The sequence below is a fragment of the Pseudomonas sp. v388 genome (assembly GCF_003935425.1).
In the GTDB taxonomy this organism is placed as follows: domain Bacteria; phylum Pseudomonadota; class Gammaproteobacteria; order Pseudomonadales; family Pseudomonadaceae; genus Aquipseudomonas.
Genome location: NZ_RHQN01000005.1, coordinates 359,472 through 385,250, shown reverse-complemented (window position 1 = coordinate 385,250; position 25,779 = coordinate 359,472). Strand labels below are relative to the sequence as shown.

Annotated in this window: 20 protein-coding genes; 5 read left to right on the top strand and 15 right to left on the bottom strand. The window is 61.6% G+C overall.

What is annotated here, in order from left to right:
* Positions 1-25 precede the first annotated feature (25 nt).
* From EGJ27_RS14625 to mtnA, 11 genes are all read right to left on the bottom strand, one after another.
* The gene (locus tag EGJ27_RS14625; protein ID WP_125831462.1) at positions 26-1,468 is read right to left on the bottom strand and encodes an MBL fold metallo-hydrolase RNA specificity domain-containing protein; all 1,443 of its coding nucleotides are present in this window, start codon (positions 1,466-1,468) and stop codon (positions 26-28) included.
* 425 nt (positions 1,469-1,893) lie between these two features.
* Entirely contained in the window at positions 1,894-2,136 is a 243-nt protein-coding gene (locus EGJ27_RS14620; protein ID WP_125831461.1) for a LapA family protein, read from the bottom strand.
* A 14-nt stretch (positions 2,137-2,150) separates the two neighbouring features.
* A complete protein-coding gene (ihfB, locus tag EGJ27_RS14615; RefSeq protein ID WP_125831460.1) occupies positions 2,151-2,453 on the bottom strand; it encodes an integration host factor subunit beta in 303 nt (100 codons plus the stop codon).
* 317 nt (positions 2,454-2,770) lie between these two features.
* Positions 2,771-4,456 (bottom strand): 30S ribosomal protein S1, encoded by a 1,686-nt coding sequence (gene rpsA / locus EGJ27_RS14610; protein WP_125831459.1) that lies wholly within the window; start codon positions 4,454-4,456, stop codon positions 2,771-2,773.
* 122 nt (positions 4,457-4,578) lie between these two features.
* The gene (gene cmk / locus EGJ27_RS14605) at positions 4,579-5,268 is read right to left on the bottom strand and encodes a (d)CMP kinase (RefSeq protein WP_125831458.1); all 690 of its coding nucleotides are present in this window, start codon (positions 5,266-5,268) and stop codon (positions 4,579-4,581) included.
* A complete protein-coding gene (locus EGJ27_RS14600; RefSeq protein ID WP_256672854.1) occupies positions 5,265-7,472 on the bottom strand; it encodes a bifunctional prephenate dehydrogenase/3-phosphoshikimate 1-carboxyvinyltransferase in 2,208 nt (735 codons plus the stop codon). Before EGJ27_RS14600 ends, cmk begins: the two co-directional genes overlap by 4 nt.
* 28 nt (positions 7,473-7,500) lie before the next feature.
* A complete protein-coding gene (gene hisC / locus EGJ27_RS14595; protein ID WP_125831456.1) occupies positions 7,501-8,613 on the bottom strand; it encodes a histidinol-phosphate transaminase in 1,113 nt (370 codons plus the stop codon).
* Positions 8,614-8,624: 11 nt separating this feature from the next.
* Positions 8,625-9,719: a prephenate dehydratase gene (gene pheA / locus EGJ27_RS14590; RefSeq protein ID WP_125831455.1), complete on the bottom strand. Its 1,095-nt coding sequence runs from the start codon at positions 9,717-9,719 to the stop codon at positions 8,625-8,627.
* Positions 9,719-10,804 carry a 3-phosphoserine/phosphohydroxythreonine transaminase gene (gene serC, locus EGJ27_RS14585; protein ID WP_125831454.1) on the bottom strand — a complete coding sequence of 362 codons (1,086 nt, stop codon included), beginning with the start codon at positions 10,802-10,804 and terminating at the stop codon, positions 9,719-9,721. The genes pheA and serC overlap by 1 nt, the downstream gene beginning before the upstream one ends.
* 205 nt (positions 10,805-11,009) lie before the next feature.
* Positions 11,010-13,793 (bottom strand): DNA gyrase subunit A, encoded by a 2,784-nt coding sequence (gene gyrA, locus EGJ27_RS14580; protein ID WP_125831453.1) that lies wholly within the window; start codon positions 13,791-13,793, stop codon positions 11,010-11,012.
* Between the two features lie 305 nt (positions 13,794-14,098).
* Positions 14,099-15,175 carry an S-methyl-5-thioribose-1-phosphate isomerase gene (gene mtnA / locus EGJ27_RS14575; RefSeq protein ID WP_125831452.1) on the bottom strand — a complete coding sequence of 359 codons (1,077 nt, stop codon included), beginning with the start codon at positions 15,173-15,175 and terminating at the stop codon, positions 14,099-14,101.
* Between the two features lie 121 nt (positions 15,176-15,296).
* Here mtnA and EGJ27_RS14570 point away from each other — a divergent pair, with 121 nt between their 5' ends.
* The 5 genes from EGJ27_RS14570 to EGJ27_RS14550 all read left to right on the top strand — a co-directional run bounded on the left by EGJ27_RS14570 (position 15,297) and on the right by EGJ27_RS14550 (position 19,900).
* The gene (locus EGJ27_RS14570) at positions 15,297-16,634 is read left to right on the top strand and encodes a TRZ/ATZ family hydrolase (RefSeq protein ID WP_125831451.1); all 1,338 of its coding nucleotides are present in this window, start codon (positions 15,297-15,299) and stop codon (positions 16,632-16,634) included.
* A 74-nt stretch (positions 16,635-16,708) separates the two neighbouring features.
* A complete protein-coding gene (ubiG, locus tag EGJ27_RS14565; RefSeq protein ID WP_125831450.1) occupies positions 16,709-17,407 on the top strand; it encodes a bifunctional 2-polyprenyl-6-hydroxyphenol methylase/3-demethylubiquinol 3-O-methyltransferase UbiG in 699 nt (232 codons plus the stop codon).
* Positions 17,408-17,410: 3 nt separating this feature from the next.
* Positions 17,411-18,082 carry an N-acetylmuramic acid 6-phosphate phosphatase MupP gene (gene mupP, locus EGJ27_RS14560; RefSeq protein ID WP_125831449.1) on the top strand — a complete coding sequence of 224 codons (672 nt, stop codon included), beginning with the start codon at positions 17,411-17,413 and terminating at the stop codon, positions 18,080-18,082.
* Positions 18,083-18,105: 23 nt separating this feature from the next.
* Positions 18,106-18,846, top strand: a complete 741-nt coding sequence (locus tag EGJ27_RS14555; RefSeq protein WP_125831448.1) for a YciK family oxidoreductase — start codon at positions 18,106-18,108, stop codon at positions 18,844-18,846.
* Positions 18,847-18,973: 127 nt separating this feature from the next.
* Positions 18,974-19,900: a GGDEF domain-containing protein gene (locus EGJ27_RS14550; RefSeq protein ID WP_125831447.1), complete on the top strand. Its 927-nt coding sequence runs from the start codon at positions 18,974-18,976 to the stop codon at positions 19,898-19,900.
* 5 nt (positions 19,901-19,905) lie between these two features.
* Here the strand turns inward: EGJ27_RS14550 and EGJ27_RS14545 are convergent, their stop codons facing one another.
* From EGJ27_RS14545 to EGJ27_RS14530, 4 genes are all read right to left on the bottom strand, one after another.
* Positions 19,906-20,697, bottom strand: coding sequence for a TenA family transcriptional regulator (locus EGJ27_RS14545; RefSeq protein ID WP_125831446.1), 792 nt, complete (start codon positions 20,695-20,697; stop codon positions 19,906-19,908).
* Between the two features lie 39 nt (positions 20,698-20,736).
* Positions 20,737-23,202, bottom strand: coding sequence for an EAL domain-containing protein (locus tag EGJ27_RS14540; RefSeq protein ID WP_125831445.1), 2,466 nt, complete (start codon positions 23,200-23,202; stop codon positions 20,737-20,739).
* 122 nt (positions 23,203-23,324) lie between these two features.
* Positions 23,325-25,151 carry an ABC transporter ATP-binding protein gene (locus EGJ27_RS14535; RefSeq protein ID WP_125831444.1) on the bottom strand — a complete coding sequence of 609 codons (1,827 nt, stop codon included), beginning with the start codon at positions 25,149-25,151 and terminating at the stop codon, positions 23,325-23,327.
* Positions 25,144-25,776, bottom strand: coding sequence for a DsbA family protein (locus EGJ27_RS14530; RefSeq protein ID WP_125831443.1), 633 nt, complete (start codon positions 25,774-25,776; stop codon positions 25,144-25,146). Before EGJ27_RS14530 ends, EGJ27_RS14535 begins: the two co-directional genes overlap by 8 nt.
* Positions 25,777-25,779: the final 3 nt, after the last annotated feature.

Sequence of the window (25,779 nt, the reverse complement as noted above, 5' to 3'; positions counted from 1 at the left end):
TTAAACGAACACTCACCGCGCGTTGTCAGGGAATAACCAACTCCAGATTACGTCGCGCCATCGCATACTTGCGCTGCAATACCTGACCCAGTGCTTTCTTGGCGCGGGCTTCGCCGTGGACCAGCCGGATCTGGCGCGGCCACTGCTCCATGCCTGTCACGAACCCGACCAGACCTTCCTGATCGGCGTGCGCCGAATAACCCGAAGCTGTTTCGATACCCGCACGAATGTCGTAGCGCTGACGATCGAGTTCCACGTAACCGCCGACAGGACCGTGGGCCTGGATGGCGGCGCCGGGCGTGCCCTTGGCCTGATAGCCGACGAAAATCACGTTATGGCGTGGATCACCCAGCATCGCCTTGAGATAGTTGACGATACGGCCGCCGGCGCACATGCCGTTTCCGGCGATGACAATGGCCGGACGCAGGGTGCTGGCCAGGTAGTTGACCGTCTGCAAGTGCTGGTCGTGACTGTCGATGGTGATCAACTGGTCAAAGCCCAGCGGCGCGCGCCCGACCTGCACTCGCGCCTGCGCTTCGGCGTCCCAGTAGTCCTGGAAGGACTGGTAAACCTGAGTAAACCGGCTGGCCAGCGGCGAGTCGAGAATGATCGGCAGCTGCGGCCAGTCGAGCGTCGCCAGCTGGTCGGCCGCAAGGGCGTCCGCTGAAGCGGACGTGCGGCTCAAGAGCGCCTTGCGCTGCAGGATATCCTCCAGCTCGTAGAGCAGTTCTTGAGTTCGACCGATGCTGAAGGCGGGAATCAATACCGTGCCCCGGTCCTCCAGCGCCTTGTCGATAATCTGCTCCAGCCGTAGCTGGCGAGTGCTGCGATCCTGATGGAGACGATCGCCGTAGGTGCTTTCCAGCACCAGAATGTCCGCGCACTCGGGCGACCGAGGGCTCGGCAGCATGGGCGTATGACCCGCCCCAAGGTCGCCGGAAAACACCACGCGCTCTGCACGTCCCTGTTGTGGGTATTGCACATCGCATTCCACGTAGGCAGAACCCAGGATATGTCCTGCCCGCTGCAGACGCACCCTGCACTTCAGCGTGTCGCTGTCGCTCAGCGTGAACCAGTGACCGAACGGCAACCCGATCACCCGCCTCTGGATCGCATTGAGTTGCTCGGCGGCGTGTTTGGAGTCGCGGCCATGTTGCAGCCTCAGGATGTCGTCGATCACTACCGGCAGCAGATGGGCCGAAGGCTCACTGCAAAGTATCGGCCCCTTGAAGCCTGCGGCCAGCAGCTCCGGCAAGCGCCCGGCATGGTCATTGTGCACATGGCTGACAATGACCGCCTTGATCCCGGCGGGATCGAACCCCAACCCCGTGGAGTCGCCCGGCAATCCACCGCCCTGAATCGCGCCGCAATCGATCAACAGGCTGTTCAGTCCATCCATGCATAGCTGATGACAGGAGCCTGTAACACCGGCAACTGCACCATGGTGGATAATTTCAGGGTATGACATCCGATTCATTCCTCGAGCAACGACTGATAAACAGATGAACGCGCCTGATACGCCCATGGGTTCAGACGAGCGCGTGCATTCTGCATAGCCAGACATAACTTTCAAGCCGGGATAAAACGTGCATTAACCTGTTGAGCGAACATCAAAATGCGCGGAATGCTCGATCAGATGCCGTGTTTGCTGGAAATCGGGCGAAGCGGTCTAAAAGCCGTACAAATATAAACTCGAATTCAATCGAAACTAACAGAAACTTCCTACAAAACTATCAGAGCCGTATTCATTAATCAGCAGCACGATCCGACAGGTTTGCCGTCGCTTTTTTCGAGTCTGTATTGGCGTTCAAAGTATTGGGAGACACGAAATTTCCAGACATCGCGCCTGGAGCTTGCCGCCGGATTTGCACCCGGCATGCCGCTATTGCAGGCTCAGATCGAGCGTGCGGAGTGGACACGTTTCCTGCGCAGGCTGGCGATCCAGGCGAACACCGGACCAATCAACATCCCTACCAGCAAGGCAAGCACAATCGCAACGGCGACCGAGATGTCGGGAGCAGACCAGCCCATAAAGGTCAGGGCCACGGTCTGACGGTTTTCCAGCATGAACACCATGGTGACCGCCACGACGATCAACGCCACGACAATGAGAAGAATTCGTTTAAAAATGCGCATCTGCAAATCCTTGGTTACTCGGCTTGAAAGCCTTCTTCCTCTTCATTGACCCGGTCACGGAGCTCCTTGCCCGGCTTGAAGTGAGGAACGAACTTGCCGTCGAGACTGACCGACTGGCCCGTTTTAGGGTTGCGACCGACTCGCGGAGCACGATAGTGCAAAGAGAAGCTGCCAAAGCCCCGTATTTCGATACGGTCGCCTGTCGCCAGACACTGAGACATTTGTTCAAGCATGGTCTTGATGGCCAGCTCGACATCCTTGGATGAGAGCAGCCCTTGATGGGTGACAATTCGTTCGATCAACTCCGACTTCGTCATATTTTTCCCTTCTTTTTCAAGCAGCTAGGTCAGCGCTCCGAAGGTTGTAGCATGGTCGGAAGATTTTGAACAGCCCATGTATTGACTTATGTGAACTCATGTCATCCGCCCCCTGATTCATGACAGTCACAAGCGTGGCGTGCTTTTCAAGCGCTGGAGTCCTGTCACAGGCCGATAACCTGCGGCTTGCAGCTTCCTCGACGCGTCCAAAGGCACAGGTCGCATGATGATAGACCCCGCGCCCGCCTGAGCGATGTCTGAATCGCGGACACAAAAAAGGGCGACCGAAGTCGCCCTTTTTCACTGGAAAGCAGAACTTAGTTCTGTTTTTCCATTTGCGCACGCAGCAGGTCACCGATAGTGGTAGGACCAGTGCTTTCAGCAGCTTCAGGCTTGCTACGCAGGCTCTGGATAGCTTCTTTCTCGTCTTCAACGTCTTTCGACTTGATGGACAAGCTGATTACGCGGCTCTTGCGGTCAACGCTGATGATCTTGGCTTCGATCTCTTCGCCTTCCTTCAGAACGTTACGCGCGTCTTCGACGCGGTCACGGCTGATTTCGGAAGCCTTGAGGGTCGCTTCGATGTCGTCGGCCAGAGTGATGATGGCGCCTTTGGCGTCAACTTCTTTAACGATACCGCGAACGATTGCGCCTTTGTCATTGACAGTGACGTACTCGGAGAACGGATCGCTTTCCAGCTGCTTGATACCCAGCGAGATGCGCTCACGCTCTGGATCAACCGACAGGATCACGGTGTCAAGCTCGTCGCCTTTCTTGAAGCGACGTACGGCTTCTTCGCCCACTTCGTTCCAGGAGATGTCGGACAGGTGAACCAGGCCGTCGATGCCGCCGTCCAGACCAATGAAGATACCGAAATCGGTGATCGACTTGATGGTGCCGGAGATCTTGTCGCCCTTGTTGAACTGGCCGGAGAAGTCTTCCCACGGGTTCGACTTGCACTGCTTGATGCCAAGGGAAATACGACGACGCTCTTCGTCGATGTCCAGAACCATGACTTCCACTTCATCGCCAACCTGAACGACTTTCGAAGGGTGGATGTTCTTGTTGGTCCAGTCCATTTCGGAAACGTGTACCAGGCCTTCCACGCCTTCTTCCAGCTCTGCGAAGCAGCCGTAGTCGGTCAGGTTGGTAACGCGCGCGGTGACGCGGGTGCCTTCCGGGTAACGAGCCTTGATAGCAACCCATGGGTCTTCGCCCAGTTGCTTCAGACCCAGGGAAACACGATTGCGCTCGCGATCGTACTTCAGGACCTTCACATCGATCTCATCGCCAACATTGACGATTTCCGATGGATGCTTGATACGCTTCCAGGCCATGTCGGTGATGTGCAGCAGGCCATCGACGCCACCCAGATCGACGAATGCGCCGTAATCGGTGAGGTTCTTGACGATACCTTTGACTTGCTGGCCTTCCTGCAGGGACTCGAGCAGAGCTTCGCGCTCGGCGCTGTTCTCGGCTTCCAGGACACTGCGACGGGAAACGACAACGTTGTTGCGCTTCTGGTCCAGCTTGATGACCTTGAACTCGAGCTCTTTGCCTTCCAGGTGAGTCGTGTCACGCACTGGGCGGACATCAACCAGAGAACCAGGCAGGAACGCACGGATGCCGTTAACGTCGACTGTGAAGCCGCCTTTAACCTTACCGTTGATAACGCCCTTGACCACTTCTTCAGCTGCGAAAGCCGCTTCCAGAACAATCCAGCACTCGGCGCGCTTGGCTTTTTCGCGGGACAGCTTGGTTTCGCCAAAGCCGTCTTCGACCGCGTCCAGCGCAACGTGCACTTCATCACCGACCTTGATGGTCAGCTCGCCAGCGTCGTTGTAGAACTGCTCGAGCGGGATGACGCCCTCGGACTTCAGGCCGGCGTGAACAGTTACCCAATCACCGTCGATGTCGACAACGATACCGGTAATGATTGCGCCCGGCTGAAGGTTCAGGGTTTTTAGGCTTTCTTCAAAAAGTTCTGCAAAGCTTTCGCTCATTTTAATTCCTGTTGATCAAGGGCGAAGGATACGCCCATCTGCCACGCTCCAGACAACGTGGGTTTCGTTCATATTAAAGGACGCCTGCGAGACTATGTCTGGTCTCTCGCGAGGCTCCTTGATCATCCGGCGATATCGCGTAGTGCGACTTCACTCAGGATGCGCTCCAGCACCTGCTCGATGGACAACTCGGTAGAATCCAGCTGTATGGCGTCATGCGCCGGCTTGAGCGGGGCTACCGCTCGCTGGGTGTCACGCTCGTCGCGCGCACTTATCTCATCTAGCAGACTCGACAGACTAACATCATCACCCTTGGCCTTCAACTGCAAGTAACGTCGGCGCGCTCGTTCCTCGGCACTGGCAGTCAGGAAAATCTTCAATGGCGCATCCGGAAACACCACCGTGCCCATGTCGCGACCGTCGGCCACCAGGCCCGGTTCTTCCTGAAATGCCCGCTGCCTCTGCAGCAATGCATCGCGCACCGCCGGCAACGACGCGACCTGTGATGCACCGCTGCCGATCTGCTCGTTGCGGATCGCGTTGGTGACTTCTTCGCCTTCCAGAATGATGCGCTGCCCATGACCTGCCGAAGCGGCTTCGAACTGAACGTCGAGATGCGCAGCCAGCAATTTGAGCGCTTCCTCGTTGGTCAGGTCCACGCCGTGATTGCGCGCGGCGAACGCCAGCAGGCGATACAGCGCGCCCGAATCGAGCAGACACCAGCCCAGCTGGCGCGCCAACAGACCGGCAACGGTGCCTTTGCCCGAACCGCTTGGTCCATCGATGGTAATAACGGGTGCTTTGATCTTCACTTTTGAACCTCTTGCGCTATACGCATGCCGACTTGAGCGCACAGCGCCAGGAAATTAGGAAACGATGTGGCGACGTTCGCGCAATCGTGGATACGAATCGGCGCGCACGCCCGCAAGGACGCAACGCCAAAAGCCATCGCGACCCGATGGTCGCCGCGCGCGTCTATTTCGCCGCCACCTATTACACCACCCTCGATGAAAATACCGTCGGTCGCGGACTCGACCTTGACGCCCAGGCTTGCAAGCCCGTCCGCCATGGCCTGGACGCGATCCGACTCCTTGACTCGCAGTTCGTGGACGCCTCGTATAATGGTACGCCCCTGGGCACAGGCTGCCGCAATAAACAATGCAGGGAATTCATCGAACGCCGGCCGGGCCAGCACTTCGGGAATCTCGACTCCGCGCAGCGGCGCATGGCGAATATGAAGATCAGCAACCGGCTCACCCCCCACTTCGCGCTCATTGACCAGACTGATATCAGCGCCCATCAGCCGCAGGATCTCGATGATGCCGGTACGCGTGGGATTGACGCCCACATGTTCCAGACGCAGGTCGGAACCCTCGGTAATGGCGGCCGCGACCAGAAAGAAGGCGGCAGAGGAAATGTCGGCAGGCACCTGAATGCGTGTCGCTACCAACGCATGCCCGCCTTCCACCGAAACCTGGTGGCCCTGGACACTGACCGGATAACCAAAGCCATTGAGCATGCGCTCGGTGTGATCACGGGTCGGCGCGGGCTCGACCACTGCCGTCCGGCCGCCGGCATACAACCCGGCGAGCAGCAGCGATGATTTGACCTGCGCGCTGGCGATGGGGGTGATGCATACCTGGCCGGTCAGCCGTTTGCCGCCACGGACCACCAGCGGCGGACGTCCCTCGGCACCGGTTTCGATCACCGCGCCCAAGGTGCGCAACGGTTCGACCACCCGCTCCATCGAGCGCCGCGACAGCGATGCACTGCCGATCAGGGTACTGTCGAAGTCCTGTCCGGCCAGCAAGCCGGCCAGCAGGCGCATGGAAGTGCCGGAATTACCCAGATAGATCGGGCCCGGCGCGGACTTCAGGCCGTGCAGGCCGACACCATGAATAGTCACCCGCCCCTGATGCGGCCCTTCGATTACCACACCCATGTCGCGAAATGCCTGCAGGGTCGCCAGGGCGTCCTCGCCTTCCAGAAAGCCTTCGATCTCGGTGATACCCTTAGCCAGGGAGCCGAGCATGATCGAGCGGTGCGAAATGGATTTGTCACCGGGCACACGAATGCTGCCGCTGACGCTGCCACCGGGTTGCGCCTGAAAGATCACGTGCTCGACATCCTTGGTTTCCACATAGGCACGACGCGCCAGGATCTTGCCGAAATGCTCGCGCGCCACTCGCGCACGGGTGAAAACACCCAGCATCTGATGACCGTCACCGGCATCCACCGCATCGCGCAGCGCGTCCAGGTCGCTGCGAAACGTATCGAGCGTGCGCAGAACGGCCTCGCGGTTGGCGAGGAAGATGTCGTGCCACATGACCGGATCGCTACCGGCGATTCGGGTGAAATCACGAAAGCCGCCGGCGGCATACCGGAAGATCTCCAGGTTCTCGTTGCGCTTGGCCAGCGAATCCACCAGACCGAACGCCAGCAGGTGCGGCAGGTGACTGGTCGCCGCCAGCACTTCATCATGGCGTTCGACCTGCATGTGCTCGACATCCGCACCCAAGGCCGTCCACAGCCGATTGACCAGCGCCAGCGCCGCCGGATCGGTCTCTTCCACTGGCGTCAGAATCACTTTGTGACGACGAAACAGTTCGGCATTCGCCGCTTCGACGCCGCTTTGCTCCGAGCCTGCAATCGGGTGCCCCGGCACGAAGCGCGGCGGCATACGACCAAAGGCCTGACGAGCCGCGCGGACCACATTGCCCTTGGCACTGCCGACGTCCGTCAGCACGGCGTCACCCAGATCCAGCGGAGCAAGCAAGGCCAGCATGCGCTCCATCGCCAGGATCGGGACCGCCAGCTGGATCACATCCGCACCCTGACAGGCAACGACCAGATCTTCCTCGCAACGGTCCACCACGCCCAGCTCGACGGCCAGGCGACGCGACTGCGCGTTCAGATCGACACCGACCACCTCGCGACACAATCCGCTCTGGCGCACCCCTTTAGCGAACGAGCCGCCGATCAGCCCAAGGCCGACCACCACAAGGCGACCCATGATAGGTTCGACTGATTGCATTGCCGTGACATCAGCCACGGGCGAGCACCCGGCTCAGTGCGTCCAGAAAACGCTCATTCTCGTGGGCCAGACCGATGCTGACCCGCAAGTGATCGGGCATGCCGTAGCCGCCGACCGGACGCACGATCACGCCCTCGCGCAGCAGGCCTTCATAGACCGGCGCCGCCGGACGATTCAGATCGACAGCGATGAAATTGGCCCGCGACGGAATCCAGCCCAGGCCCAGGGCGCGCAGTCCGTCCTCCAACTGACGCATCCCGGCTTCATTCAGTCGGCGACTCTGCTCAACGTATTCCACGTCGTCCAGCGCGGCGCATGCAGCCGCCAGCGCAAGGCTGTTGACGTTGAACGGCTGACGAACGCGATTGAGCACGTCAGCCACCGCAGGCGAAGACAGGCCATAGCCCACGCGCAGCGACGCCAGGCCATAAGCCTTGGAAAAGGTGCGCGACACCAGCAGGTTCGGATACGCCGCCAGGTAATCCAGGCCATCAGGCAGTTGCTCGCCTTCGGCGTACTCGATGTAGGCTTCGTCCAGCACGACCAGCACGTGCGGGGGCACGGCGGCGAGAAACGCTGCCAGCGCCTGCGGACCGAACCAGGTGCCGGTCGGATTATTCGGGTTGGCGATGAAGACTACGCGGGTCTGGCTGTCGATCGCGGCCAGCATCGCGGGCAAATCGTGGCCCCACTCATGCGCGGGCGTGACCCGTGCCTCGGCACCGACAGCCTGGGTGACGATCGGATAAATGGCGAAGGCGAACTCGCTGAACACCGCGTTCAAACCCGGCGCCAGCCAGGCCCGCGCCACCAGTTCGAGGATATCGTTGGAGCCATTGCCCAGCGTTACCTGTTCGATCTGTACACCACACCGCTGGGCCAGACGCTGCTTGAGCGCAAAGCCATTGCCGTCGGGATAGCGCGTCAGCTCGGCCAGCTCGCCGCGGATGGCGGCCAGCGCCTTGGGGCTGGCGCCAAGCGGGTTTTCGTTGCTGGCCAGCTTGATGATGCTTGCCGGGTCCAGATCGAACTCCCGCGCCAGCTCGTCCACGGGTTTGCCCGGAACGTAAGGCGAGAGTTTCTGCACGCCCGGCACGGCCAGGGCGAGGAAATCGTTGCTCATGTTTCGTCCCTTCAAAGAACCGCTTTGGGGTAGGAACCCAGCACCTTGAGCGCGACCGCTTCGTGGCTGATTTTCTCCAGTACCGCCTTGACCAGCGGGTCCTGGTGATGCCCCACAAAATCGATGAAGAAAACGTAAGTCCACTTGCCGCTGCGCGAAGGACGCGTCTCGATACGGGTGAGGTCCAGGCCGTTTTCGTGGAACGGCACCAGCAATTCGTGCAACGCACCCGGTTTGTTGCTCATCGAGACGATGATCGAGGTCTTGTCATCGCCGGTCGGCGGCACTTCCTGGTTGCCGATGATCAGGAACCGCGTGGAGTTGTCCGGACGGTCCTCGATCTTTTCCGCCAGGCGCGTCAGGCCATACAGGCCTGCCGCCATGTCACCGGCGATGGCTGCGGAATTCCACTCGCCCTTGACCCGCTTGGCCGCCTCGGCGTTGCTGGCAACCGCCACGCGCTCGACATTCGGGTAATGGGCGTCCAGCCACTTGCGGCACTGCGCCAGCGACTGAGCATGGGAGTAGATACGGCTGATGCTTTCAGTCTTGGTGTTTTCACCGACCAGCAGGTGGTGGTGAATGCGCAGCTCGACTTCGCCGCAGATCACCATGTCATGTTCGAGAAAACTGTCCAGCGTGTGGTTCACAGCGCCTTCGGTGGAGTTTTCCACCGGCACCACGCCGAAGTTCACTGCACCGGCAACCACTTCGCGGAACACTTCGTCGATGGCGGCCATCGGCAGGCTGATCACCGCGTGGCCGAAATGCTTCATGGCCGCCGCCTGGGTGAAGGTACCTTCAGGGCCGAGATAGGCCACTTTCAGCGGCTGTTCGAGCGCCAGGCACGAGGACATGATTTCCCGGAACAGCCGGGCCATTTCCTCATTGCTCAACGGACCGCGATTGCGCTCCATCACTCGCTTGAGAACCTGGGCTTCACGCTCCGGGCGATAGAACACAGGCACTTCGCCTTCCGCCAGGGACGCCATCTTCACTCGCGCCACTTCCTGGGCGCAGCGGGCGCGCTCACTGATCAGTTCCAGGACCTTTTCGTCCAGGCTGTCGATACGGACGCGTAGCGCCTTGAGTTCCTGCTCGGACATCAACCGTGCTCCTTCTCGAAGTCTTTCATGTAGGTGACCAGCGCATTGACGGCGCCCAGATCAACGGCATTGTAGATGGAAGCGCGCATGCCACCGACCGAACGGTGACCCTTGAGGTTGAGCAAGCCATTGGCCTCGGCACCGGCCAGGAACGGCTTGTCCAGACGATCATCGGCCAGACGGAACGGCACGTTCATCCATGAACGGTCAGACTTGTTGATCGGGTTGCTGTACAGGCCGCTGGCGTCGATGTAGTCATACAGGGTGCGCTGCTTGACCTCGTTGCGCTTGCCGACCGCCTCGACGCCGCCCTGCTCCTTGAGCCATTCGAAGACCAGGCCGGACAGGTACCAGGCCAGGGTCGGCGGGGTGTTGTACATCGAGCCGTTGTCGGCCGCGACCTTGTAGTTGAGCATGGTCGGGCACAGCGAACGGGCACGACCCAGCAGATCTTCACGGATGATGACCACTACCACGCCGCTGGGGCCGATGTTCTTCTGCGCGCCGGCGTAGATCATGCCGAAGCGCGAGATGTCCACCGGACGCGACAGGATGTCGGAAGACATATCTGCTACCAATGGCACGTCGCCGGTTTCCGGAATCCAGTTGAACTCCAGGCCGCCGATGGTCTCGTTCGGCGCGTAGTGAACGTAGGCCGCGTCCGGGCTCAGCTTCCACTCGTTCTGGCCGGGAATCGCAAAGTAATCGTAAGGCTTGGCGCTGGCCGCCACATTGACCGTGCCGTAGCGGGAAGCTTCTTCGATTGCCTTCTGCGACCAGATGCCGGTGTCGATGTAATCGGCCTTGCCGGTCTCGGGCAGCAGGTTCAAGGGGATCTGCGCAAACTGCTGGCTGGCGCCGCCTTGCAGGAACAGCACTTTATAGTTCGAGGGAATGGACAGCAGGTCGCGAAAATCCTGCTCGGCCTTGGTGGCAATCGACACGAACTCATCACTGCGATGGCTCATTTCCATGACCGACAGGCCTTTGCCATGCCAGTCCAGCAGCTCCGCCTGGGCACGCAACAGAACAGCTTCAGGAAGCGCAGCAGGACCTGCGCAGAAGTTAAAGGCTCGCTTGCTCATATCCACTCTCTTCAAATGCGTTGGGTCTGTACGCGCTGCTCAATTGAGGCCGATAGCTATAAGGCGTGCGTGGGACGCAGCCTTGATCGTCCTCGTCAATCGGGATTCGGCAGTGGATCAGGCCGAATGTCGCAAGGGCTGAAGCGCCTGAAGTGCCGTTATGCACTGTCAGACGAGCCAGCCCTCACCGGGTTTACAAGATCGCTCAGTCCTGCGATTCGTCTTCGTTCGGCGCATCAGCCTGCAGCTCGTCGCTGCCGGCGTCATCGGCGGAAACGGCGTCATCGAGCGCTTCTTCGCCCACGACCGCGTCGCCTTCCAGCTCTTCGCCTTCGACTTCGGAGGGCTCCTGAACACGTTCCAGGCCCACCAGCTTCTCGTCGGAAGCCAGCTTGATCAGTGTAACGCCCTGGGTGTTACGGCCCAGGCTCGACACTTCGCCGACACGGGTACGAACCAGTGTGCCCTGGTCAGAGATCAGCATGATTTCCTCGCCATCGAGCACCTGAACCGCACCGACCAGACGGCCGTTACGCTCGTTGCTGACCATGGCGATCACGCCCTGACCGCCCCGCTTGTACTCTGGGAACTCGGAGATCGCGGTACGCTTGCCATAGCCACGCTCGGAAGCGGTGAGGATCTGGCTGCCCTCTTCCGGAATCAGCATGGAGATCAGTTTCTGACCTTCCGGCAGACGCATGCCGCGAACACCGCGGGCGGTGCGGCCCATGGCGCGAACGTCGGATTCCTTGAAGCGGGTGACCTTGCCGCCGTCGGAGAACAGCATGATTTCCTGCTCGCCATCGGTAATAGCCGCAGAAATCAGGATGTCGCCTTCGTCCAGTTCGAGCGCGATCAGACCAACGCTGCGCTGACGGCTGAACGCCACCAGCGGCGTTTTCTTGACCGTACCGTTGGCGGTGGACATGAAGATGAACGGCGCCTTCTTCTTGTCGGCAGCCTTGATACGGGCCTTGCGGTCTTCTTCACTCTCGTCGCCGTTGACGTCATCGATTTCGCCTTCGATGGCATCGACATCTTCTTCCTCGGCCTGACGCTTCATGGCCTCGAGGTCGACCGGCAACATGGTGGTGATGTATTCGCCTTCGCTCAACGGCAGCAGGTTGACCAGCGGACGACCACGGGCAGCGCGGGACGCTTCCGGAATCTCGTAGGTCTTGAGCCAGTACACCTTGCCCTTGCTGGAGAACATCAGCAGCGTGGTGTGGCTGTTGGCGACCAGCAGGTGAGCGATGTAGTCCTCATCCTTGATGCCGGTGGCCGACTTGCCTTTACCGCCGCGGCGCTGTGCCTGATAGACCGCCAGAGGCTGGGTCTTGGCATAGCCGCCGTGGGAAATGGTCACGACACGCTCTTCTTCGGTAATCAGGTCGCCGAGGGTCAGGTCCAGACGCGCATCGAGGATCTCGGTGCGGCGTGCATCGCCGTATTCGGAACGGATCAGCTCCAGTTCTTCGCGGATCACTTCCATCAGACGCGTAGCGCTGTTGAGGATGCGGATCAGCTCGCCGATCTGGGTGAGGATTTCCTGGTATTCGCCCAGCAGCTTCTCGTGCTCAAGACCGGTCAAGCGGTGCAGGCGCAGTTCGAGAATGGCCTGGGCCTGTTCCGGCGACAGGTAATACTTGCCGTCGCGCAGACCGTACTGCGGATCGAGGTTCTCCGGACGGCAGGAGTCGGCACCGGCGCGCTCGACCATCTCGACCACGGCGCTGGATTCCCACGGCGTGCTGATCAGGCCTTCCTTCGCTTCGGCAGGTGTCGGCGAAGCCTTGATCAGCGCGATGACCGGGTCGATGTTGGACAGTGCAACCGCCTGCCCTTCAAGGATGTGGCCACGTTCACGCGCCTTGCGCAGCTCGAAGACGGTACGTCGGGTAACGACTTCGCGGCGGTGGCGAACGAAGGCTTCCAGCAGGTCCTTGAGGTTCAGGATCCGCGGACGGCCGTCGATCAGCGCAACGATGTTGATGCCGAACACGCTTTGCAGCTGGGTCTGGGCGTAGAGGTTGTTGAGGATGACCTCAGGCACTTCGCCGCGACGCAGCTCGATCACGACACGCATGCCGTCCTTGTCGGACTCGTCGCGCAGTTCGGTGATGCCTTCGAGCTTCTTCTCTTTCACCAGCTCGGCGATCTTCTCGATCAAGCGCGCCTTGTTCAGCTGGTAAGGCAGCTCGGTGATCACGATCTGCTGGCGGCCACCGACCTTGTCGATGTCTTCGACGATGGAGCGGGCACGCATGTAGATGCGGCCGCGACCGGTCCGGTAGGCTTCGATGATGCCGGCGCGACCGTTGATGATCGCGGCCGTCGGGAAATCCGGGCCGGGGATGTATTGCATCAACTCGTCGACCGTCAACTCGGGGTTGTCGATCAGCGCCAGACAGCCGTCGATGACTTCACCCAGGTTGTGCGGCGGAATGTTGGTCGCCATGCCCACGGCGATACCGCTGGAACCGTTGACCAGCAGGTTGGGAATACGGGTTGGCATGACCGCAGGGATCATTTCGGTGCCGTCGTAGTTCGGCACCCAGTCCACGGTTTCCTTGTGCAGGTCGGCCAGCAGCTCGTGGGCCAGCTTGGTCATGCGCACTTCGGTGTATCGCATGGCCGCGGCGTTGTCGCCGTCCACCGAACCGAAGTTGCCCTGGCCGTCGACCAGCAGGTAACGCAGCGAGAAAGGCTGGGCCATACGAACGATGGTGTCGTACACCGCGGTGTCGCCGTGGGGGTGATACTTACCGATCACGTCACCAACCACACGGGCGGATTTCTTGTACGGCTTGTTCCAGTCGTTGCCCAGTTCGCTCATCGCATACAACACGCGCCGGTGCACGGGCTTCAAGCCATCGCGCGCATCCGGCAACGCCCGCCCGACGATCACGCTCATCGCGTAGTCGAGATAGGACTGTTTCAGCTCGTCTTCGATATTGACCGGGAGGATTTCTTTGGCCAGTTCGCCCATGAGAAGCCTGATTCCTTTTTCTGGTGAAACCTCGTGCATCCATTCGGGATGGGCGAGGCTCGTCGATGCCGGCATCTGCCGGGCAAGGACTTACGACAAATCAACGAGTTATGACATGGATCTGCGCAGTAAGGGCGGCTACAAATAGCGTCCCTGGAAACCGCCGGATGTTACCACAATCGCCGACACGCTCACATCCTTTGCGAGCGCTGAAAATGAGCCATGTGCGCACAAGTCGCCTGAGAGGGCCTCACAGGGCCGCGCAGCTGCACGACCTCGCGAGACCCGGATGCTCGCAGGGTGATTCAATGAAGATGTTTGCGACTCATCAGTTGCGCCATCTTGGCGGTGTCGGGACGCTCGACGACGCCCTTTTCGGTCACGATCAGGTCGATCAGGTCGGCCGGCGTGACATCGAACACCGGATTGAACGCATCGACCTGGGCTCCGACCCGCTGGCCACCCACGTCAAGCAGTTCGCCCCCGTCGCGCGCTTCGATAACGATGTCCTCGCCGCTGGCGGTTTCCATATCGATGCTCGAACTCGGCGCCACGACCATGAAGCGCACGCCGTGATGCATGGCAGCCACGGCCAGCTGATAGGTGCCGATCTTGTTGGCCACATCGCCATTGGCGGTGATGCGGTCGGCACCGACGATGATCCAGGTGATGCCTTTGGTGCGCATCAGGTGGGCAGCGGCGGAATCGGCGTTGACCGTCACCGGCACGCCTTCGCAGGCCAGTTCCCAGGCGGTCAGGCGCGAGCCTTGCAGCCACGGCCGGGTTTCATCGGCGTAGACCCGCTCGATCATGCCTTCCATATGGGCGGCGCGGATCACCCCAAGCGCCGTGCCGAAGCCGCCGGTGCCCAGGGCGCCGGCGTTACCGTGGGTCAGGACCGCCTGCAGGTTGCCCTGATGCCTGCGGATCAGGTCGACCCCCAGCTGCGCCATGGTCAGGTTGGCTTCCCGGTCGCTGAGATGGATCGCCGCCGCTTCGGCTTCCAGCGCTGCCAGCGGGTCTTCGCCAGGCTTGAGGCGTTGCAGGCGTTCTCGCAGGCGATTGAGCGCCCAGGACAGGTTCACCGCCGTGGGGCGCGAGTCAGCGAGCAGGGCAAAGTCCTCTTCGAGTGCCGCACGCCAGTCGCCACCGGCCGCGATGCGTGCACGGGCGGCCAGTACCAGACCGTATGCGGCGCTGATGCCGATGGCCGGCGCACCGCGCACCACCATGCTGCGAATGGCCTCGGCCACCGCCGCCGCACTGGTATAGGCCAGCCAGGTTTCCTCGAACGGCAGGACCCGTTGGTCCAGTAGATAAAGAGCGTCATCCCGCCAATCGATGGCCTTTACTTTTTCCGCAGCCAACAGTCGATCGCGCATCGCCCACTCCATACTCAAAAATCCAATGCCCGGCTTCAAAAGCGGCTGATTATAGCGAGCCTACCGCCCGGACGCTCGGGTATACTTCGCCATCACTGAATCAAGCCCTGGATACTCTTCCATGCCTAATGCCGCTCCGCTCGACCTGTTGCTCCTGCCCACCTGGCTGGTGCCGGTCGAGCCTGCGGGCGTCGTGCTCAAGGAGCACGGCCTGGGCATACGTGACGGCCTGATCGTGTACATCGGCCCGCGGGCCGAGGCGCTGCGACAGCAGGCACTCCAGGTGCGCGAACTGCCGGGCATGCTGCTCAGCCCGGGGCTGATCAATGCCCATGGGCACGCCGCGATGACCCTGTTCCGCGGCCTGGCGGACGACCTGCCACTGATGACCTGGCTGCAGGACCACATCTGGCCCGCCGAAGGCCAGTGGGTCAGCGAGGACTTCGTGGGCGACGGCACGGACCTGGCCATCGCCGAACAGATCAAGGGCGGCATCACCTGCTTCGCCGACATGTACTTCTATCCCAAGGTGGCGGCGGATCGCGTCCACAACAGCGGCATGCGCGCGCAGATCACCGTGCCGGTGCTGGATTTCGCGATTCCCGGCGCACGCAACACTGACGAGGCGCTGCACAACGGCGTCGAACTGTTCAACGACCTGGCCCATCATCCGCGCATTACCGTGGCGCTCGGGCCTCATGCGCCCTATACCGTCAGCGACGAGAATCTGGAACGGGTGCGGGTGATCGCCGATGAACTGGACGCCATGATCCAGATGCACGTGCACGAGACGGCGCTGGAGGTCGAGCAGTCCCTGGAAGTGTTCAAGGAGCGGCCGCTGGCACGCCTCGGCCGCCTTGGCCTGCTCGGCCCACGCTTTCAGGCGGTGCACATGACGCAAATCAGCGATGAAGACCTGGCTTTGCTGGTCGAGAGCAACTCCAGCGTGATCCACTGTCCCGAGTCCAATCTGAAACTGGCCAGCGGCTTCTGCCCGGTCGAGCGGCTGTGGCAGGCCGGCGTGAATGTCGCGGTCGGCACCGATGGCGCGGCCAGCAATAACGACCTGGACCTGCTCGGCGAGACCCGTACCGCCGCACTGCTGGCCAAGGCGGTCGCAGGGTCGGCCTCGGCGCTGGATGCACACCGGGCCTTGCGCATGGCGACCCTCAACGGCGCTCGCGCCCTGGGAATCCAGGCTTGTACCGGATCGCTTGAAATCGGCAAGGCCGCCGACATGGTCGCCTTCGACCTGTCCGGACTGGCTCAACAACCGATCTACGATCCGGTGTCGCAGCTTATTTATGCAACCGGCCGCGACTGCGTGAGCCATGTCTGGGTCGCCGGCAAACAGCTGCTTGACGACCGCCGCCTGACGCGCATGGATGAACAGGCCTTGTGCGACACCGCCATTGCCTGGGGGCGCAAGATCGCCGGCGAGGCCCGCAGCACGCAATAAACCGAATACTTGACGGCCTGGCATGTCGATAGCCAGGCCGACCACATCGAATTTTGAGTTAAGAGGGACACCCCATGAGCAACGTCGACCGCGCAGAAATCGCCAAATTCGAGGCTTTGGCTCACCGTTGGTGGGACCGGGAAAGCGAATTCAAGCCTCTGCACGACATCAACCCGCTGCGCGTCAACTGGATCGACGAGCGCGTCAACCTGGCCGGCAAGAAAGTGCTCGACGTCGGTTGCGGCGGCGGCATTCTCAGCGAAGCGATGGCCCTGCGTGGGGCGACCGTCACCGGCATCGACATGGGCGAAGCCCCGCTGGCCGTGGCCCAGCTGCATCAGCTCGAATCGGGGGTAAGCGTCGAGTACCGGCAGATCACCGCCGAAGACATGGCCGAGGAAATGCCCGGACAATTCGACGTGGTGACCTGCCTGGAAATGCTTGAGCACGTCCCCGATCCGTCTTCGGTGATCCGCGCCTGCTATCGCATGGTCAAGCCCGGCGGCCAGGTGTTCTTCTCCACCATCAACCGCAACCCCAAGGCCTACCTGTTCGCCATCGTCGGCGCCGAGTACATCCTGGGCCTGTTGCCGCGCGGCACCCACGACTTCAAGAAATTCATCCGACCTTCCGAGCTGGGCGCCTGGAGCCGCGACGCCGGCCTGCAGGTCAAGGACATCATCGGCCTGACCTACAACCCGCTGACCAAGCACTACAAGCTGTCCTCGGACGTCGACGTCAACTACATGATCCAGACCCTGCGGGAGGCGTGATCCATGCGTTTGAGAGCGGTTTTATTCGACATGGACGGCACCCTGCTCGACACCGCGCCGGACTTCATCGCCATTGCCCAGGCGATGCTGGCCGATCGCGGCTTTCCAGCGGTCGACGACAAGCTGATCCGCGATGAAATCTCCGGCGGCGCCAAGGCCATGGTCGCGGCGACTTTCGCCATGTCGCCCAACGAGCCTGAATTCGAGGCCTTGCGCCTGGAGTTTCTCGACCGCTACCAGCAAGGCTGCGCGGTTCACAGCCGGCTGTTCGACGGCATGGAAACCCTGCTGGCGGACATTGAGAAGGCAGGCCTGATCTGGGGCGTGGTCACCAACAAGCCGGTACGCTTCGCCGAGCCGATCATGCAGCAACTGGGGCTGGCCGAGCGTTCGGCGTTGCTGATCTGCCCCGACCACGTAACCCGCAGCAAGCCGGACCCGGAGCCGCTGATTCTGGCGTGCAGCAAGCTGGATCTGGACCCGGCCAGCGTATTGTTCGTGGGCGACGACCTGCGCGATATCGAGTCGGGCCGCGATGCAGGCACCAGGACTGCCGCGGTGCGCTACGGCTATATCCACCCCAACGACAACCCGGATCACTGGGGTGCGGACGTGGTGGTGGATCACCCACTGGATCTGCGCAAGGTGCTGGACAGCGCGTTGTGCAGTTGCTGAGTTTTCTGAAATAGAGGTGCCCGATGTTCGATTATTCCGCTCGTCCCGGCCTGCTCGACGGCCGGATCATCCTGGTCACCGGCGCCGGTCGCGGCATCGGTGCCGCGGCCGCCAGGACCTACACGGCCCACGGCGCCACGGTGCTGTTGCTGGGCAAGACCGAAGCCAATCTGGCGCAGGTGTATGACCAGATCGAGGCGGCCGGCCATCCACAGCCGGCGGTCATTCCGTTCGACCTGGAAACCGCCCTGCCCCACCAGTACGACGAACTGGCGGCCATGATCGAGAAAGAATTCGGTCGCCTCGACGGCCTGCTGCACAACGCCTCGATCATCGGCCCGCGCACACCGCTGGAGCAACTGAGCGGCGAGAATTTCATGCGGGTCATGCACGTCAACGTCAACGCGATGTTCATGCTCACCCAGACCTTGCTGCCGCTGCTCAAGCTGTCCAGCGACGCCTCGGTGGTGTTCACCTCCAGCAGCGTCGGGCGCAAGGGCCGTGCGTATTGGGGCGCTTACGGCATCTCCAAGTTCGCCACCGAAGGCTTGATGCAGACCCTTGCCGACGAGCTGGACGAAGTTTCGCCAGTGCGCTCCAACAGCATCAACCCCGGCGGCACCCGCACGAGCATGCGCGCCCAGGCCTATCCGGCCGAGAACCCGCTGGACAACCCGACGCCTGAAGAAATCATGCCGGTGTATCTGTACCTGATGGGGCCGGACAGCAGAGGCGTGAATGGCCAGGCGCTGAACGCGCAGTAGGGTTTCGCCTCCTGTTTGCGGCCCTCTTCATGCCGGCCGCAAAACACATTTCCCCGAAAATGAACCGAATGGCCATCACTCGCTCTAACCCTGCCTAGTACAGCGCTGATCTGCAGAGGAGTGAGTGATGAGTTGTCCGACCCAAACCCAGGCTGTAGATTTCGACGCCGCGAAGTTGCAACGCCTCGGTTTCCAGAATCGGCCCGACGTCGTGCTGCCGCCTATGGATTTGCCACAGCTGACCCAACAGCTTGGCCTGCAATTGCAGACCAGCCTGGAAACCGACCGCATCCTGGATATTTTCTTTCAGGGTGTCCGACGGCTGCTGCCCTTGAAAGGACTGGTGTTCCAGCACCTGGACAGCGACCTGCTGCTGCGCCTGGGCCAGGGCGCTTCGCACAGCGTCAGCTTTCAGTTGCGCCACGAGGGCGAGAGCATTGGCGAGCTGGGGTTCGAACGCGAACTGCCGTTCGATGCTCCGGAACTGGACATGCTTGAGTCGTTGTTGTCCTGCCTGCTGTACCCGCTGCGCAACGCCTTGCTGTATCGCATTGCGACCCAAAGCGCACTGCGCGACCCGCTGACCGGTGCCGGTAACCGGATCGCGATGGACCAGAGCCTGGCGCGGGAAATCGAAGTCTCTCGCCGGACCCAGCGAGCGCTGTCGGTACTGATGCTCGATGCCGACCACTTCAAGCGCGTCAACGACGAGTACGGCCATTACACCGGAGACGAAGTACTCCAGGCCATTGCCCAGGCCGTGAAGGGTCAGTTGCGCAACATCGATCGGGTGTTTCGTTACGGCGGCGAGGAATTCGTGGTGCTGCTGGCCGATACCGATGGCGACGCGGCCATGCAGATCGGCGAGCGCCTGCGTGCCGCGGTCACCGAGTTATCCTTTCCCCTTTTGGCGCCGATGCTGACGGTATCCATCAGCCTGGGCTGTTCGACCCTGCTGCCGGCGGAGAACGCCGACAGCCTGGTGCGGCGCGCGGACAGCGCGCTGTACGTGGCCAAACGTGACGGCCGCAACCGGCTGGCCATGGCCGTCTAGGCGGGTTACGAAACGGCCTGAGCCTCGACGGCGCGTTCACGAACCGGCCTGGTCTTTTCCTGCTGCATGCAGCGCTCCAGGAACAGGTACATGTAGTCATAGCTCTTGATGACAGCCTGGCGCAGTTCGGCCTGCACCGCAGGAGCAGGATCATTGCCGACCAAGGTACAAATGATTTCCAGCGCTTCCCAGGGATGGGCATCATCGTACTGGGCGTGCATCTTCAACCACTTCATCGCCCGCTTGCGCCCCTGCTCCGGGAATCCCTGGGCATACACGTCCGTTGAACAGACCACGGCTGCCCACTCCCCTGTCGCCCCCTCGATGGCGTAGTTGGTCGCCGCCATCGCCACTGCCAGCGAATCGCAGGAGCTGGTCTGCCAGCACCAGTGGCTCAAGGCGTGCAGCTCCGACGCCACGCGCTGGGCCTGCAGATCCTCAAGCGTCACTCCGTGGGCTTCACACCAGTTGAGCCAGTAATCGGCGTGGTTGAGTTCAACGCGGATATTGCGCATCAGCCAGCGCCGGGCCATGTCTTCCCCCGGATGGCGACCAAAGCGCGTCTTGGTCAGGTTCCTGGCCATGTACACGGCAAACTGCTCCACGACCGGCCAGCCGCCGATCAGGTACTGGCGCATGATTCGCGGACTCAGGCACCCATCCCGCATAGTGCGATAGAGTTCGTGCTCGACGACCCTTGCCTTGGCGGCGCTGCAATCCTTGATCAATTGTTGTGCCCAGGCCGGGTAACTGTTGGCCTCCATGAGCGGACCGGTCCTCTGGAAAGTGTCGATCACTGTGCGGCTCCTTGCGTGAGTTGTAACGGGTTTCGGTATTTACATCAGCGTCCCTGGCGCACTGCCCAAGAGTGCGTATTTACGGGCCGGCGCCGTGTGCAGTGTTTCGCAGGTCAGTAACTGGGGACGCCCGATCAGATAGCCCTGCGCGTAATCCACACCCATGTCCCGCAGCTCGGCCTCGATCTCCTCGGTTTCCACGAACTCGGCGATGGTGCGCTTGCCCATGACATGCCCGATGTTGTGGATGACCTGGACCATGGCGCGATTGACGGGGTTATCGAGCATGTCCTTGACAAAACTGCCATCGATTTTCAGATAGTCGACCGGCAGATGCTTGAGGTAGGCGAACGAGGACATGCCCGAGCAGAAGTCGTCCAGCGAAAACCAGCACCCCAGCGCCTTGAGTTCATTGATGAAGCGGATCGCGCTGCCCAGATCGGCGATGGCGCTGGTTTCGGTGATCTCGAAACAGATCATGGAAGGGGCAACGTCGAACGTCCTGAACTGCAGCTTCAGGTATTCGAGAAACGCATCGTCGCCGATACTGGAACCGGACAGGTTAATGGCACAAAGCGCCTGGGGCCGTTCAGGGTGACCGTCGATCGCGCATTGGCCGATGAGCTTGAAAACGTTCCTGACCACCCAGCGGTCCAGCGTCGTCATCAGCCCATAGCGTTCCGCTGCCGGGATAAAGCTGTCGGGCGAAATCATTCGTCCGGACTCATCGCGCAAGCGCAGAAGAATCTCGATATGGCGCATTCCGTCGTCTTCGTCCTGATTCAGTGCTGCAATTTCCTGTGCGTACAGACAGAAGCGGTTTTCATCCAGCGCCACATGCAGGCGCTGGATCCAGGCCATTTCCCCCGAGCGCGTGGACAACTCGGAGTCGTCGGGGTGGTACACCTGAATCCGGTTGCGCCCCTTCTCCTTGGCCATGTAGCAAGCCATGTCCGCCGCCCTCAGCGATGCCTCCAATGTGAGTGGCGCCGCGCCGAGGTGGACCAGACCAATACTCACGGTAGTCACGAACGGCCGGCCTTTCCACACGAAATGCAGGTCCTGGACCAGCTGCCGCAATTGCTCGGCCACTTCGTGCGCCTCAGTGGCCGGGCAATCGACCAATAGCACACCGAACTCATCACCCCCAAGCCGGGCCAGGGTGTCACCTTCGCGCAGCCCGTGGGGCAGAACCTGGCAGAGGTGGCGCAGCAGATCGTCGCCGGCGGAATGCCCGCTGGTGTCGTTGACCAGCTTGAACTGGTCGATATCGAGAAACATCAGGCAATGGTGGCCGGCATCGGCGGCGGCGCTGTTGAGCACCTGGCCCAGGCGCAACTCGAACTCGCTGCGATTGACCAGCCCGGTCAGCGGATCATGGGCAGCCTGCCAGGACAGATTGGCCAGGTACTGGCGTTCCTGGGTCATGTCGTGAAGCACCAGGACCGCCCCGCTGATCGCGCCGTCGGAATGGATCGGCGTGCCTACCAGATTGACCGACACCGTGCTGCCGTCCAGGCGCTGGATCAGTTTGCTGCTGGCAGCGCCGCCGCGAAGCCTGCCGCTGAGAATGTGCTCGATCAGGGCCGAACTGTCGCGCCGGTCATCCTCGTCGAGCAGATTGAACAGAGCAGCCAGTGGCAAACCACTGGCCTGCCCGGATTTCCAGTGGGTCAGCCCTTCGGCTGCCGGGTTCATATAGACGATGGTGCCTTCCACGTCGGTGGTGATCACCCCGTCGCCGATCGATTCCAGGGTAATCTGCGCGCGCTTGCGCTCCACCTGCAAGGCATGGGCATAGGCGCGACGCTGGGCCAGCAGCATATGCACCCGCAGCAGGGCCAGCAGGATCAGCACGAATACCGTCAGCAAATTGATGATGATCAACAGGCGCAGGATCAACCGGGAGCCTTCACCCAACGCTTCGCTGAACGCACGGGCCGCCGGTGTCACTTCCTCGTTGATGATATTGATCTGGCCGCGCCATCGCTCGACCTGGGCCGGGCTGGGTTTGCCGTCGGTGATCTGCGTATGAATGTCCTGGGCGAGGCGGTCCAGCTGATCCAGATAATGGTCGCCCACCGACCACCAGTGAACGGTGTCCTGCATGTAACCGAATTCGCGGAAATTGCGATACATCCAGATGATCCCGGACACATCGTCCGGGTGATTGCCGCCCTGGAGGATTGCCCGGCGCGCCTCATCCAGCGCCGGCTCGGGTCGATCCAGTGCTTCGCGCAGGGCACGTCCGGCCTGGGGAACCGCAATGGCCTGCTGGTACTTCAGGTAGTCGAGCTGGTCGTGGCTGCTCGCATAGCGATTCAGGTAATGCAGCGCATCCTTCTGCCCTTTCGACCACAGACTTTCGCCGGCCACGTAACTGCGCACGACCGACAGCGTGTACAAACTGATACATCCCAGCAAGGCCTGGAACAGTGCGACGGCAATGAAAGGCCACACGATGCCCAAAAGGCGGCGCTTGGGGAGAGTCCGGGGTTGTTTCATGGATTCCAATCACACAGCCTTACAGATCGTCCTGAGCAGAGACTAGGCTATATCCATCGAAAAGGACGGGTGATTTTCTCCAATCTGATACAAACCCCTGCGATAAGGCCGCTGCGCGGCGTTCAGATTTGCTGCAAGTGCCCGTACAGTTTGGCGTAGAGACCGCCTTCGGCGATCAATTGATGATGGTCGCCATCCTCGGCAATGCGTCCACCGTCGAAGACCAGCACCCGATCTGCCTGTTTCACGGCCGAGAGCCGATGGGCGATGATCAGCGTGGTCCGGCTTTGCAGAAAACCGGCCAGCGCCTGATGCAGGTTGTATTCGGTGGCCGCGTCCAGGGCCGAAGTCGCCTCGTCGAGGATCACGACCCGAGGGTCGGCCAGGACCATGCGCGCAATGGCTACTCGCTGGCGCTGACCGCCGGACAGGCGCACGCCGGAGCGGCCGACGATGCTGTCCAGGCCGTCGGGCAATTCGCGAATGGCCGAATCCAGCTGGGCCACTTCCAGTGCCCGCCAACAGGCCTCATCGCTGCATTCGCGGCCCATGGTCAGATTGGCGCGCACGCTGTCATTGAACAGCGCCGGATGCTGCAACACCACCGCCACGTGCTCGCGCACCCGCTCAAGCCCGATGTCCTGCAGGCTTGCGCCGCCATAGCGAATGACGCCAGTGCGTGCGGTGTACAAGCCCAGCAGCAGCTGCACCAGAGTGCTCTTGCCGCCGCCGCTGGCTCCGACGATGGCGACCTTCTCGCCCGGCGCGATGGACAGATTGAGCTGATCCAGCACCGGGTCCTCGCCATAGCCGAACGTCAGCCCGCGCACCTCGATGCCCACGGTGTCGCGGCCGTGGAACGGATCGACGGTGCCCGGATACTGCGGTTCGTCTTTCCGGGCCAGCAACTCGTTGATACGGGTCAGCGCCCCGCCCGCGGCATAGTAGGCGTATTGCAGATTGAGCAGGGTTTCCACCGGCGCCATCATGAACCACAGGTAGCTGAACACCGCCAGCATCTGGCCGATACTCAGATCCGAAAACAGCACGGTGAGCATCGCCGCCGCACGAAAGATATCGATGCCGAACTGAAACAGCAGGCCGCTGGCCCGCCCCGATGCATCGCTTTTCCACTGCGAAGTAACCGAATAATCGCGCACTTCTTTGGCTCGCGTGCCAAGGCGCCCAAGGAAAAAGCCCTGGCGATTGCCGGCGCGAATTTCCTGGATCGCATCCAGGGTTTCGCTCAACGCCTGGGTAAAGCGCGAGGTGCTGTCGTTTTCGAGTTTCTTGAGGTGTTTGACCCGTTTGCCCAGCTTCACCGTGGCGAAGATCACCAAAGGGTTGAACAGCATGATCAGCAGCGCCAGCTTCCAGTGCATCCACATCAGCACACCGGCGGTGCCGGCCAGGGTCAGGCTGGCGACCAGGAAGCGGCTGAGGGTTTCGCCGACGAACTTGTCCAGTGTTTCCAGATCGGTCACCAGATGCGTGGTGACCATGCCGCTGCCCAGGCTTTCATACTCGCCCAGGGAAATACGCTTGAGGCGTTCGATCAGGCGCAGGCGGATGCGATAGACGATGTCCTTGGCCAAACGGGCGAACAGGCGCGCCTGCAGCACATTGAACAGCAACGCGCCGGCCCGCAGCAGCAAGGTCAGGAACAGCATCAGGCCGATATAGCCCGCAGCCTGTTGCAGCCCGGCGGGCAGCAGGTGATTCATGACCTTCAGCGCGGCATCGCCATGCCCCAACAGCACTTCGTCGACCAGCAACGGCAACAGCAGCGGAATCGGCACGCTGCACAGCGTGGCCAGCACGGCCACCGCGTTGGCAATCCACAGCGCCTTTCTGTGGCGCAGCGCCAGGCGGCGAATCGCCGCCCAGCTCAGGGTGTCGGCACGCGCTTGCGGGAGTTGTGGCGCAACATCGGTCACCTCGTCACGCACTGGCCGCACGCTCCAGCCAGCGACCCAGCAACGGCGACAGCACGCTCAGGGGCTGATAGCCGTTGGTGAGTAACGCCAGCTGACCATTACGTTCGGCCAGCAGGGTCGGGAACCCGGCAATGCCCAGGCCCTGTGCCCAGGCGAAATCGGCTGCGGTTGCCGCCTGTTGCTCGGCGCTGTCGAACGCCTTGGCAAATCTGGCGCGGCTCAGACCGGCCTGCTCGGCCAGTTCAGCCAGCAGTGAGGGACGGGTGACATCCGCGCCCTCGCAATAGAAGGCCCGTTGAATCAGCTTGACCAGCGCCCAGGCCCGGTCCGGGTCCAGGCTGCGAGCGCAGGCCACCGCCAGGCAGGCCGGCGTGGTGTCGTAGATGAATCCGTCCGGCAGCGCGCCGTCAAAGCGGAACGGCTGGCCGGTTGCCGCCTCGACCGCCTGCCAGTGCTCGATGATGTAGCTGCGCGTGGCCGGTTCAAGTGCGGCACTGCCGGAACGCAGCCCGCCTACCACCAGATGCAGCGGTACGTCGTACGCCCGAGCCTGTTGAACCAGCGCGTCGGCGACCGGTGCAAAGCCCCAGCACCATGAGCACATCGGGTCCATGACATAGATCAGGCGGGAGGACATGGC